Raw genomic sequence first — 13444 nt, forward strand, 5'->3', positions numbered from 1 at the left:
CTAACAGACTTTGTGACGTTTTTGGCTTTTTTTGCGTTTTTATATCTATAATGATCGACGCATTATGACGTTATCTCATGTCTTAAGAAGTTTTCAGGGAATTTATCGTCTCATCACTACTATTATCAACAATAGCTATTACCAACGATAGTAGTGTCATTAGTAATTTTTTAGCCTAGTATCTGAGGCTTTCTTTTCTTTTATCACCTATCACCATATTTTGTAGGTCAGTATTATGGACTTAACCTTCTCACTAGAGATTATTTTGATGCTTGCGGCTGTCGCAGCATTGGCAGGATTTATTGATGCGATTGCCGGCGGCGGCGGTCTGTTGACCATACCTGCCATGCTACTGGCCAATATCCCGCCAGTGCTCACGCTTGGCACCAATAAGCTACAAGCGGCGTCTGGCGCATTGGCCGCATCCATTACCATGATAAAAAAGGGCGTTGTCAAACCGCAGCGTATTAAAGTGGCTATTATTGCCGCGTTTATCGGTTCTGTCTTGGGTACCATTGCGGTGCAGATGTCACCACCTGATTTGCTCGAAAAACTGATTCCTTTTTTGATTGCCGCTATCGGTATTTATACCTTATTTGCCCCTAGGCTTGGTGAGGTAGAGGCCGCTCCCCGTATATCAGAGGGTAAGTGGCAAAAAGGGGTGGCCCCGTTGATTGGTTTTTATGATGGGTATATTGGACCCGGCACAGGGATGTTTTTTGCGCTGGGTAATGTGGCATTGCGTGGTCGTCAGATTATTGAAGCGACAGGGACTGCAAAGGTGCTGAACTTATCTACCAATATCGGCTCATTGATATTTTTTATCTTGGGTGGCAATGTGTTGTGGAAAGTGGGATTGGCAATGATGGTGGGACAAACCATCGGTGCCTATTTTGGTTCACATATGGTCGTCAAGGGCGGTAGTAAGCTGATTCGTCCGATGATTGTGCTGGTGTGTCTAGCGATGTTGACCAAATACGTTTTTGGCTAAATGAGAATAACCACACTCGTGATCTACCACAAAAAAACCTCAGCCAATGTGGCTGAGGTTTTTTATTTTATGAGTGTCTATCTAGCAGAGATGATTAGTGGCGACGATCAACGTCATCGTACTCACTACCCATGATGCCATCATTCATGACTTTAGAGAATTCACGCTCGTTGTCTTCATCGATATGACCATCGAACACGTCTTTAGCACCAGCGTTAGGATCGTTGTATAGCGCCAGATCCATTTTACCTTCTGATTTTGCTACGATAGCAGTCACTGCCGCATCACCGCCAACGTTGACCGCCGTACGTAACATATCAAGGATACGGTCCACACCTAGGATCAGACCGATACCTTCGATAGGCAGACCGACCTGAGCAAATACCATAGACAGCATGATCAAGCCGACACCAGGGACACCAGCCGTACCAATAGAGGCCAGTACTGACATCAAGATAACGGTTAGATATTCGGTCACGCCCAAATCAATACCATAAATATTGGCAATAAAGATGGTCGCTGTCCCTTGCATGATGGCTGTACCATCCATGTTGATGGTGGCACCAAAAGGAACGGTAAACGAAGCCACTGAGTTATTCACACCCATACGCTTAGTAACGGTACGCAAGGTAATCGGAATGGTCGCGTTTGAGCTTGACGTACTAAACGCAAAGATTTGTACTTCGCGCATTTTTGCCAAAAAGGTCTTGATAGATAGACCTGAAGAGACTTTTAGCACAATCATCATAGTAACGAAGAAATGGAAGACCAAAGACCCAACCAATACTGCCATATAGCTTAGCAGTGACAAGATTAACTCAAAGCCTAGCTCAGACATCGCCTTGGCTAACAGCGCAAATACACCATAAGGGGCTAGGTTCATAATGATGGTCACCATCTTCAAGATGACTTCATTGATAAGCTCCAGACTTTGAACCAAGCCTTTGGCAGGTTTACCCACCATCAAAATACTGATACCGATTAGAATGGCAAAGAAAATAATCGATAGCATGTCGCCATTTGCCATCGCACTGATGGGATTTGATGGGATAATGTTTGAGAACACATCAAGCAGTGGCGGCGCTGATGCGGCTTCAAACGTGGCTTCAGATTCGATATTCATGCCTTTACCGATACCAAATAGCACACCCAATCCAATCGCCGTTGCAATAGCAAGCGCGGTTGTCATCATATAGATCATAAATGTTTTGGTACCAATACGTCCTAGCAGACGGATATCACCAATGCCACACACACCGCAAATCAGTGAGATAAGTACTAAAGGTACGACCAACATTTTTAGCGAGTTAACAAATAGCTTGCCGATAATAGCAAAGACACCATTTGTGATGTAAGTATTAACGAAGCTGCCTTCGCCATTCAATCCTGAGTAGTTTAAAAATAGACCCAGTATGATACCGAGCACCATGGCAACGATAATCTTGCCTGTCAGTCCCATATTTTTCCACATATCCATATCCTTTGTGTGCATAACAGCGCTATAGTCAGCGTCACCCAAATCTATGTGACCGTGTTTGCCAATCTAACTATAATGCGTGTTATGACTATTAAGTTCTTGTGATTGTCGCTTGATGTCACATTTTCGAGGACAATATAAAAGAATAGGTAAGGGCACTGCAAGATTTTTTTTATCATTTTATTCCAAGAGAACAATCCCTGTCACAACTATGTGCCCATAAAATAGCGATGATTTATTGTAAACGGTTTGTTTCTGATATGAAACAATATATTCATGAAAGAGTTTTTAGGGTAAATGGATATATCAAACTATTGATATTAAGCCAGTGTTATCACTTTGATGTCATAAAATACGTTTACATTTTGGCAACTCCAAAAAAAACCAAACTGTCGCGTGTAGACAGTCTGGCTTTTGAAGTTTTATATTTATCGTCATGAATAATCACGATACTCATGAGTTTACGCGTTTGAATTGACCTTTTAGTTATACCTTATCATCTTCTTCACGTTCGCGCGGCAGATGCGTCTGATCATCTAAGGTTTGGAGGTGTTTGTCACTTGCGCTTTCGTCGACCTCATCAGGTGGAGCAATATGGCGACTGTGGTTGTTACTCATACGCTCATTGAGGTGAGACTCTGCATCACGGTAGCGATGATCAAGCGCTTCGGCTTCAGGATTTGATTTCTCAAAATTCGCCTGTGACTTGATTTCTTTCACAGTATCTTGCTCACTGACCATTTCTACATCACCATCGCTCTCATAGCCGTGATTAGGATTGGCATCACCAGTCTGTGGTTCTGTATTTGTCGTATCATTTAACTCATGCGTGACTGGCATCTCACTGTCAGTCGATACGCTACTTTTGTTTTTTACTTCTTTTTTTAGCGCTGCATAATTTGTTAGTTGATTGACAGCATTTTCGAGCGTATGTGGATTATCGCGCTCTTGAGCTTCTGATAGATGCTTATCAAATACATCGGTCAATAATGAATCAAAGCGCATGGCATTATATTGAATCAAGACCTCAGCCTCTTCTTCAGTGATGCTATCGTTTTGGCTCGCATGTACCACATGGTCTTCGAAGGTTAGGCCTTCAAAGCTGTCCTGATGTTCTGCCTTTTTAAACTTCTGCCACAGTGGTTCGATCTCAACCAAGGTCTGATAAGCATGCTCCATACGGCCTGTCACATCATCTGGGTCGGTATTGTAGTACACCATGGTTTTGAGATAATCGCGGAATGGGTTGGTAGCAAAATCATCCATAAAGGTATCACCCAGCTGACGTTTTAGCTCATCGCTTGCTGGCGTAAAGATACGGCCACTTGGAAAAGTCACAAAGCTCACCACATTGGCGGCCATACGATTAGGGAAGTTGGCAAAGAAAGACACAAAAGCTTCTTGAATCGTATATAAGCTGTTTTGGAGTGCAACTTTGGCATGTAAACGCTCAGCTTCGGATTTACTACCATGCTCATAAAATTGCAAAATAGCCGTCGCGATAAATAAGTGGCTATGAATATCCGCTAAGCGACCAGACAGCATCTCTTTACGTTTTAGATCCCCTGCTAACAGTCCTAACGCCATATCTGCAGTCAATGCAAAGCTTGCGCTTAGGCGGTTGATATGCTTGTAATAAGGACGAGTAAAGGCATCAGCAAAACGTGGCGCATTATCACTACCACCGACGTAACCTGCGATAAACGCTTTTGCCCCGCGGTTGAAGGTATAGCCTAAATGTTTGAAGAAAAGCGTGTCGAATTTTTCAGTCGCTGCTTTTTTATCCTCACTCTGTAGCAGTTGCAGCTCATCGAATAGATAAGGATGACAACGCATCGCGCCTTGACCAAAAATCATCAGCGAGCGGGTCAAAATATTGGCACCCTCAACAGTGATAGATACAGGAATTGCTTGATAAGGTATCGCTAAGAAGTTACGTGGGCCCATCTGTACGGCACGACCACCAACGACATCCATACCATCATTGACCACACTACGCATGGTTTCGGTCGCATAATATTTTGCCATTGCAGTCATGACTGATGGCGTACCGCCTTGGTTTAACCCGCAAGTTACCAAATGACGGAACGCTTCTAACATATAAGTGTTACTTGCCATGCGACTGGTGGCGTCCTGTACACCTTCAAATTTACCGACTGATATTTTGAACTGTTCGCGAACTTTTGCAAATGCACCGACAGACAGATAGGTCATTTCACTGGCTGAGGTCGATAGAGCAGGCAAGGAGATACCACGACCCACGCCCAAGCACTCCATCAGCATACGCCAGCCGCGACCAGCGTTTTCGACACCGCCAATGATGTAATCTAAGGGGATAAAGACATCTTTGCCATCGACCGTACCATTCATAAATGGTGAGCCGATTGGGTTGTGACGTGGACCCGTGACCACCCCTTCATGATTGGCAGGGATCAGTGCACAGGTTATACCATAATCAGTTTTATTGGGATCTCCAAGCAGCCCTTCAGGATCATGCATCTTAAAAGCCAAACCCACGACAGTAGCGATAGGTGCTAATGTAATCCAGCGTTTGGAGAAGTTCATACGCAGACCAAGTACCTGCTCGCCCTCATGCGTGCCATAACAGACGACGCCTGTATCAGGGATCGCACCTGCATCAGAGCCTGCCTCAGGTCCAGTCAAACCGAAACAAGGTACTTCATCACCTTTGGCGAGACCCGGTAGCCAGCGCTGTTTTTGCTCGTCCGTGCCATAGTGCATTAGTAGCTCACCAGGACCGAGCGAATTGGGTACCATACAGGTCACTGCCGCAGTCGGTGAGCGCGACGCGATTTTACTCATCACGCGGCTTTGCGCATAAGAGCTAAATTCTAGACCACCAAACTCTTTTGGAATAATTAACCCTAAAAAGCCATTACTTTTGATAAATTGCCACGCTTCAGGTGACAGCTCTTTATCTTTGTGCTGTATTTGCCATTCATCGAGCATAGCGCATAGCGTTTCTACTTCGTTATCAATGAAGCTTTGCTCTTCTTCTGAGAGCTTTGGATAAGGGTAATTGGCAAAAGCCTCCCAATTTGGCGCTCCCATAAACAGCTCTTTTTCCCACCAACTGGTACCAGCATCCAGTGCTTCGCGCTCCGTATCACTCATACTCGGCATTGCACCACCCAAAGCCTTATAGACCGGTTTGGTAATGAGTGATTGGCGCAGTGGAGTAATGAGTAAAACCAAGCAAAGCAGCGCGATGGGCACCCCTAAGAGGAGCGACCATGGACTGATAATGGCAGTAACAATAACGGTGATCAAGGCAACAATACTGCCCGTGACTCGTGATAAGGACAGCAAAAAGATGGCCAAGACTACAGCTAATTGAATGATGACTGCCAAAATAAACAAGCCAATTGCCATGACTATCTCCTGTGGGATACTAAATAAAAAGTGTGAAATATAAGAAAGTAAAAAGATATGAACCGTTACGATTATTATTGTGTTTTATAACAAACAATTCTAACCATATAATAGTTGGCAGCATAAGTAACCTTGGTGCTGCTAGCAGACTCTTGTACTGTATACGGCTAAAACAAAAGCGTAATGCGTCAGCTGCTATAGAACAAGCTACTAATATGAAACAGATGTTGATGACTATCAATAGCCAAAGTGCTACGCTGTGTCGATAATATGTATCAGGTATCATACCCAATAGATTCTAATGAGTAGGGTTTGCCAAGTAGCTCAAATTTGCTGACCAGTTGAGTGGTCAGTGTCATGAACTAACCAAAAGGTGCAAGGCAGCTTTCGGCATAAGATAAGGTATCGTTACGTCCAACGATGATGTGATCGACCAGTGAGATATCTAGTAGGTCACACGCTTTTTTTAGCTCATAGGTCAGTAGATTGTCAGCAGCTGAGGGCTTGGCATCGGTATGAGGATGGTTATGCGCAATAATGAGCTGGCTAGCCGCATGGCTTAGTGCGTGCCGGAGTACATGCTTGATACAGACGGAACACGATGAGATGCCGCCTGTGAACAGTATTTCAAAGTTTAACAGGTTCAACGCATTGTCCAGACAGAGGACAGCAAATACTTCACGATGCTCACCGCGTAACTGGGTGCTAATATAATCTTTGACCATTTGCGAGCGCCCAAGTGCTTGCCCCGTTTTTAGCTTACTATCCAGATAACGTGTGCCCATCTCAAGCGATGCCAATATCTGAGCGTACTTGGCGGGACCGATCCCATGACAAGCAAGAACGGTTTTTTGCGGTGCGGCAAGCAGCTCAGCTAGGCTGCCAAACTGATCGATCAAATGACGCGCGAGCTCAATCGCTGACTGTGACTGCGTACCCGTACGTAAAAATATGGCCAGTATCTCCGCATCAGATAAGTGAGCGGCACCGAATTTCAATAATTTTTCGCGTGGTCTGTCATCCTCATGCCAGTCTTTAATCGCCATTGCCACTCCTTAAGAATAAATTGCTAATTGTTATCTGAGGTAAATACGGAAAATTTTACCCAATTTATCTCATAGTTGTTACTATAAGCGCAATTTTATCTTTTCACTTTTTGATTGAAGCCACGCTTATGTCCAATATTGTGCTTGCTATTACTGGCGGTATCGCCGCTTATAAATCTGCTATATTTGCCCGCTTGTTGATTAAAGCAGGCTTTGATGTGCGCGTCATTATGACGACAGGCGCACAAGCATTTATCACACCGCTGACTCTGCAAGCGTTGACGGGTAACGAGGTGCATGTCTCATTACTCGATGAGCAGGCAGAAGCGGGGATGGGGCACATTGAGCTGGCTAAATGGGCGGACTTAATTGTCATTGCCCCTGCGTCCGCCAATACGCTCGCACGTCTGGCTATGGGAATGGCTGATGATTTGTTGACCACAGTGTGCCTTGCCACAACCGCACCAGTTATTATCGCTCCTGCGATGAATCAGCAGATGTGGGCGCATCCTGCGGTAAATCTGAATGTACAAACCCTGCGTGATATGAACTATCAGATTATCCAGCCAGCCAGCGGTGAGCAAGCGTGTGGTGACGTGGGTGCAGGGCGGCTGCCTGAGCCTGAGCAGTTGTTGGCTGAGGTACTCTTGTTCAAAGCAATGAACACGACGCCGCAATTATTAGCAGGCAAAAGAGTGGTCATTACCGCAGGACCTACAGTAGAAGCAATCGATCCTGTGCGCTATTTGTCCAATCATTCTTCAGGAAAAATGGGCTTTGCTTTAGCGCGCGCTTGCGTGGCGGCTGGCGCAGAGGTGATCCTAATCGCTGGTGGTAAAGTGGCATTGCCCACGCCGCTTAATGTCACACGAATTGATGTGCTGTCTGCCAAAGATATGCTGATCGCTGCCCAGCAATGTGTGGATGGTACGCATAGCGAGCTTCAATTGGATCTTGAAGATGAGTATGACCATTCTCATGAGCACGCACATGAACACGCACATGAACATAGTCATTCTCACACTCATGAGCACCATCATAGCGATTGTGGTTGCGGTGATGAGCATGAACTACCGCAGGCTTATACTGAACACCAATTCGTAAAGGCAGATATCTTTATCGCGACCGCCGCAGTAGCAGATTATCGTACCATCGATGCCGCCCCGCAAAAAATTAAAAAGACACAAGATGCTATGAATCTCAGCTTGGTTAAAAACCCTGATATTTTAGCGACGATTTCTCTTGCTCATCCAGAACTGTTTGTCGTTGGTTTTGCCGCAGAAACACAGGATGTCGAGCGTTATGCGCGTGGTAAGCTAGCTGCAAAAGCGCTAGATATGATTGCCTGTAACGATGTCTCACGGGCAGATATTGGTTTTGCTAGTGACGATAATGCCATGCAGGTATTTTTCTCTGAGCGCTATGAGCGTGATGCGATAACGTTAGACAAAGCCAGCAAAGACAAGATCGCTGAGCAGTTAGCCAGTATTATTGGTGAAACAATCGCTCAACGTCAAAACAGCTAGTGGTATAAATATAGGCGCTGAGCCTCAAATGGTATAAACAATATGACCAATATAGCTGGTAACGATAGCACTCAGATGCTAGTGCTGACGCTCATTTTTGCGCTGGCATCGCTGCTACACGGTATTAGCGGACTTGGTGCGACGCTCGTCACGACTACCGCGCTTGCTAGCATGTACCCATTGCCATATGCCATTGTATTGGTGATTTTCCCCTCGCTAGTGGTTAATATCATGACTTGGCTAGCAGGTGGTGAGCGCAGTGTTTGGCAAAACTTTATCTACTATGGCAGACGCTATTGGCTGCTGGCGCTCACAAGCTTGCTTGGCAGCATCTTGGGTGCTCAGTTGCTGCTGTGGATAAACAGTGCCTATATCCTATTGATGCTGGCGGCGGTCATTGGTTTTTATGTCACCAGTAGCGTGCTGGGCAAACAAATCCGCTTAGCAGATACGAAGCCCATGTTGATTGCTGTTGGTTTTGGTGCAGGCGTCATTGGCGGCTCGACCAATGCGATGTCGACCATACTGATGATGTATCTGCTCTCTGCCAGTGATGATAAAAACACCATCGCCAAAGTCGGCAACATGTGTTATTTCTTAGGCAAAGTGGCACAAATTATCGTGTTGCGTGAGCCTATCATGGCATTGAGTAGCGATGAGTGGCAGCTGATTGCCTTGCTCAGTGTGATATCTATTGTTACGCTTTTAGTCGGAATTCGTCTACGTCGTTATTTGCCACAAGCGCGTTTTCGTCAGCTTATTTTATTGATTCTAGTCGTGCTTGGAATACGCGTGGGCTGGCAAGGCGTGATGGCGTTTTTGTAGTATGGTCAGTAATAAACAGAATCAAACCATCAACTATTACAGGCTACTGGTATAAATCTTGCTTACGTGCTGCTATCGTTCGATGCGGCACAAACAACCTCCCAGTAGCACTGACTCGGTTTAAAGTAAGTTGACTATAGGGAGTGTTTTTCAGGTTAACGATTGAATAAATTTAACACGATGGTCGCGATAACACTGATAACTACCATAGTGACCACTGGAAAATAAACCCGTGTATTGCCTGAGGTGTGTTTGATATCGCCTGGCAGATTGCCGAACCACGAAAAGGCATTGGGAAAAACCAGCCAAATGACCCCGACAACCACTAACACGATGCCAATTACAATCAGTATTTTTGCCATATAAGCCTCGCTAATCTTATTTTACTCTTTTGTCTCCACCATACATGCGCTGAACCTTAACCAGCTATTTCACCAAAATACAGCTGCTGTGCCACTCGAAAGGTATTGCAGTGCGCCTCGACCACATCTTCAATATTTTCAGAATAACCCCCACCCATGACGATAGCAACTGGAATGCTAGCGGCTTTTGCTTGCTCAAGCACATATTCATCACGAGCTTTGCAGCCTGCTTGCGTTAAGCCAAGTTTACCCAGTTTATCGGTCGCCAGTACATCAACTGCAGACTGATAAAAAATCATATCTGGTGCAACTTCAGTAATCAAGCATGGTAGGGTGTCTTTTAATAACCTAAGATAGGTCGCATCGTCTGTATTATTATCGAGCTCAATGTCTAGGTCAGAGACTTGTTTGCGAAACGGGTAGTTCTTAGCGCCATGCATGCTAAAGACAAAAACGCGTGGCTCATCCGCCATGATGCTGGCATTGCCATTGCCTTGATGGACATCCAAATCCACAATCAAAATTTTCTTCGCTTGTCCGCGATTTAATAATAAATTGCTGGCGATACAGACATCGTTAAACACACAAAACCCCTCGCCATGATCGGCAAATGCATGATGGGTGCCGCCCGCGACATTCATCGCCACACCGTATTGCTGAGCATATAGCGCGCACTCATAAGTTGCATGGGCGATATAGCGACCGCGCTCCACCAACTGCGGTGTCATCTCAAACCCAATTGCTCGTGCCGCCTTTCGCGGTAACGTTTGGGTTTTGAGCTGATACCAGTACTCTGCTGTATGAGTGGTCAAAATCTCCTCTTCGCTTAAGCAGGCAGGGGCAAAGAAGTTATCTTGACTGACCGTGCCCTCACTCAATAAGCGCTCCGGAATCAAGATGTATTTTTGCATGGGGAAGCGGTGCTTTTCGGGCACAGAGTAGCGAAAGACGTCAGAGTAGGCAATTTTTAGCATAAGAATTCTAGCTTAATATTGATGGTTTTTTGGATATGCAAATAGATAGATGAGCGACCGCTAAGTGCGGCCTCATTGCGTAAACTATATGAGTGAATAAACTGACGCATTACTGAACAAACTGCGTCGGTAAAAAGAATGTGCGTGCATCTGATTGCTGGCGCAGCTCTGTCAGTAATGTCTGCATATCTTCAGCAGGGTCCTGATTATTAATCAAGTCGCCAAATAGCTCGCTTGCAACCGTGGTCATCGCAACGACGCTTTGTAGTGAGTGCTCAATGATCTCAGTATCGATACCAACCGCTTCGACATCGATCGCATTTTTGTAGCGTATTTCCCCATCATTGACATCCATCTCTAGGTTGCCAATAAGCATGTCATAGTTAATTTGAGTGATGAGTAGTAGGGCAGCGCTCTGATGACTCTCTGGTATCAAAAATGGCAAAATGCCATAGATTGCTAACAGTTTATTTTTTTCCTGAACACGAAACAGGTAACCACAGTCTATTTTTTTATGACGCATTCTTAGGGATAAATGATGCGATTGCTGGCTGTCGCCGGTTTTGGGACGATAGTGCGTATAGTGCCATTGCTTGTCATTGAAGTACTGTTTTAAGCAATCAACGATGGGCGTCTCGTTATGATGTGGTGGGGCTGTGTTTTTTTCATCGGTTTTGAGCGTGGCATCAGGCGTTGATAATTGATCATTGCCCGAATGAGAACCGTCTACAGGGCTGATGCTGTCCGCTGCTTGAGTGGTATTAGCAGAAGCCATCCTGTTTTTCTTTCTCGCAGCATCAGTTACTGGCTGCGGGGCAGAAGCAGTCAGTAACTGTTTGATTTTTTGCCATAAGCTGAGTTTATTGGGTTGACTCATAATAGTATGCTGACAAGTAAGGGGTGTAAATTAATCGTGATTGAGCGCCAAGCCTTCTTTGATAGCAGGCTGTGCATAGAATGCTTCTAGCATGTCACGAATATGAGCCGTTAACCAAGGCGTTTCAATGGCGTTGTATACGATAGGTAATAGAGCGCTGCTACATTGCGCCATAGCCTCTTCATTGATATGCAAACTCGCCGCAATGGTCGCTATCGTGTCGGATTGATGATTGGCATACCAAGTATCAATACTCGCTGATACCAAACTGTGTAGATAGGGTGACAGTCGCAGGCGGTTGTAGCTTTGCTGGATGCTGGCTTCAATATGATCGATGCTGCTATTATCAGGTTCATCGCTTAAGTAAGTTTGTAGCTCACTGATTGGTTGGTCTTTGATACGATCCCAGCCCATGACCATCAGACGCGCCACTTCTTGATTTGACAAATGCGCTTGTGCATTGGCCTCAGCTCTGCGCGTCAAGTCTTTGATATTGCGATGCAAGTACGTTTGTAGTTTTTCATCGAGGTTTCTATTGGTCGCTTTCTCAAACGAGCTGCGCCCAAGCTTCATCAGTTTACCAACACCGCCCGCTTTATCAAGCGTGGTCTCCATAAAATCATTGATAGCGTGATAGAGCGTTTGGGTCAATAGATCCGCAAAGGTTTCGTTACCCACCAGCGTATGAATGAGGACGTTACGCTGCTGCTCATGGCTACCAATATAGTTAGCAAGGGTCTGAATTTGGGTGTCATCGACCAGCTCAGACAAAGGCACGTTGTCATTGACTGGATGATAGATAATGGTATGCAAAATGTCACGAATATCTTTGCGCATTACATCAGTCATTGGCTGATTTAACAGCCAGTCTTTCATTAAATGCTGTAAATGGTCACAGGTGATGTAGTTGCTTAAGGGCTGCGCGCCAAACCAGTGCCATGCTTCGAGGGCAAGCGGTTCAGCCTGCTGCAACAACCATTGCTGCATAAAATCAACTTGCGTGTCAATCAAGCTGTCTATCGTCAAGCGGCTGGTTAATGGTGCTTTTGACAAGTTGGTGTCTACATTGACACTATTAGTCTCCGCATCTGGCATTTGATTTTGGCTATCTTGTGAAGTCTGCATAGGTTTTGAAGTCATATTTTGAGGTCGTATTTTTTTGAGTTCGTACTTTTTGAAGTAAGAGTAATCGACAATTTGTTATACTGTGTGTTTGTGGTGAGCATAGGGTATTATGCCACGAACATTACCTTTGTTTGTGATGAATATTGACTGCTGCTTGATAAATAACCAGAGGTTTTGATGACGGTTTTGGATACGCCTGTACTAACGCTTGATGAGATGACGGTTCAGCGCGGCGAGATACCGCTCTGTGAAGGGGTTACATTACATCTATCAGCAGGTAGCATTTGTCATCTGATTGGCGCAAATGGAACCGGAAAGACCACGTTGCTTATGCAGCTGGCAGGATTATTACCGGTTTTAACAGGTGAGATTTCTTATCAAGGTCTATCAGGTCTACCTATTCAACCGTTATATGTTTCGCACCAGTTGGGTATCCATCCAAATCTAACCGTGGCACAAAACCTGACATTTTTATTGAATTTATATGGCATCACGCCTAGCGCTACTGATATTGACGATGCACTCACTTGGGTTGGGCTACAAGGGTTTGAGACCATCAGCTCGAGTCATCTATCCGCTGGTCAGACACGGCGCATCACACTGGCAAGATTGTATTTATTGACGCCAGCTGTCACACCGCTGTGGTTACTTGATGAGCCGTTTACCGCGCTCGATGTCGATATGGTGGCACGTATGGAAGCACGGTTATGCGACTTTGCGCAGGCTGGCGGCTCGATACTCATGACCAGTCATCAGGCAGTAGGTGTCGCCAATCAAATGCTCGATTTGTCAGATTACATGGTCTAAATGTGACTGCTATCAGTACCATCAGTATCGGTAAAAGGATG

General features: G+C 45.2%; 11 protein-coding genes. 4 read left to right on the forward strand and 7 right to left on the reverse strand.

The genetic code is table 11. The features are described 5' to 3' along the window. The first annotated feature begins 235 nt into the window (after positions 1 to 235). Positions 236 to 991 carry a TSUP family transporter gene (locus tag AOT82_RS10705; RefSeq protein ID WP_058025453.1) on the forward strand — a complete coding sequence of 252 codons (756 nt, stop codon included), beginning with the start codon at positions 236 to 238 and terminating at the stop codon, positions 989 to 991. 94 nt (positions 992 to 1085) lie between these two features. On the opposite strand, the gene AOT82_RS10710 is transcribed toward AOT82_RS10705, so the two are convergent. From AOT82_RS10710 to radC, 3 genes are all read right to left on the reverse strand, one after another. Beyond that, positions 1086 to 2462, reverse strand: a complete 1377-nt coding sequence (locus AOT82_RS10710) for a dicarboxylate/amino acid:cation symporter (protein WP_071002970.1) — start codon at positions 2460 to 2462, stop codon at positions 1086 to 1088. Between the two features lie 492 nt (positions 2463 to 2954). Continuing rightward, on the reverse strand, positions 2955 to 5861 hold the full coding sequence (locus AOT82_RS10715) for an acyl-CoA dehydrogenase (RefSeq protein WP_083328931.1): 2907 nt from the start codon (positions 5859 to 5861) through the stop codon (positions 2955 to 2957). A gap of 362 nt (positions 5862 to 6223) precedes the next feature. Continuing rightward, positions 6224 to 6907, reverse strand: coding sequence for a RadC family protein (gene radC / locus AOT82_RS10720; RefSeq protein ID WP_071002971.1), 684 nt, complete (start codon positions 6905 to 6907; stop codon positions 6224 to 6226). Positions 6908 to 7035: 128 nt separating this feature from the next. Here radC and coaBC point away from each other — a divergent pair, with 128 nt between their 5' ends. Together coaBC and AOT82_RS10730 are read left to right on the forward strand one after the other, a co-directional pair. Further along, positions 7036 to 8433: a bifunctional phosphopantothenoylcysteine decarboxylase/phosphopantothenate--cysteine ligase CoaBC gene (gene coaBC, locus AOT82_RS10725; protein WP_071002972.1), complete on the forward strand. Its 1398-nt coding sequence runs from the start codon at positions 7036 to 7038 to the stop codon at positions 8431 to 8433. A gap of 42 nt (positions 8434 to 8475) precedes the next feature. Further along, positions 8476 to 9258, forward strand: coding sequence for a sulfite exporter TauE/SafE family protein (locus AOT82_RS10730; RefSeq protein WP_071002973.1), 783 nt, complete (start codon positions 8476 to 8478; stop codon positions 9256 to 9258). A 155-nt stretch (positions 9259 to 9413) separates the two neighbouring features. On the opposite strand, the gene AOT82_RS10735 is transcribed toward AOT82_RS10730, so the two are convergent. The 4 genes from AOT82_RS10735 to AOT82_RS10750 form a co-directional block, all read right to left on the reverse strand. Next, positions 9414 to 9620, reverse strand: a complete 207-nt coding sequence (locus AOT82_RS10735) for a DUF2905 domain-containing protein (protein WP_071002974.1) — start codon at positions 9618 to 9620, stop codon at positions 9414 to 9416. 56 nt (positions 9621 to 9676) lie between these two features. Then, on the reverse strand, positions 9677 to 10594 hold the full coding sequence (locus AOT82_RS10740) for a histone deacetylase family protein (protein WP_071002975.1): 918 nt from the start codon (positions 10592 to 10594) through the stop codon (positions 9677 to 9679). A 109-nt stretch (positions 10595 to 10703) separates the two neighbouring features. Next, positions 10704 to 11471, reverse strand: coding sequence for a YbjN domain-containing protein (locus AOT82_RS10745; RefSeq protein ID WP_071002976.1), 768 nt, complete (start codon positions 11469 to 11471; stop codon positions 10704 to 10706). Positions 11472 to 11501: 30 nt separating this feature from the next. Further along, a complete protein-coding gene (locus AOT82_RS10750; RefSeq protein ID WP_227517142.1) occupies positions 11502 to 12611 on the reverse strand; it encodes a hypothetical protein in 1110 nt (369 codons plus the stop codon). Positions 12612 to 12773: 162 nt separating this feature from the next. Between AOT82_RS10750 and ccmA the strand changes: the two genes are divergently transcribed. Beyond that, a complete protein-coding gene (gene ccmA / locus AOT82_RS10755) occupies positions 12774 to 13403 on the forward strand; it encodes a heme ABC exporter ATP-binding protein CcmA (RefSeq protein WP_071002977.1) in 630 nt (209 codons plus the stop codon). The last annotated feature ends 41 nt before the right edge of the window (positions 13404 to 13444 follow it).

The organism is Psychrobacter sp. AntiMn-1 (assembly GCF_001854065.1).
GTDB lineage: Bacteria > Pseudomonadota > Gammaproteobacteria > Pseudomonadales > Moraxellaceae > Psychrobacter > Psychrobacter pacificensis.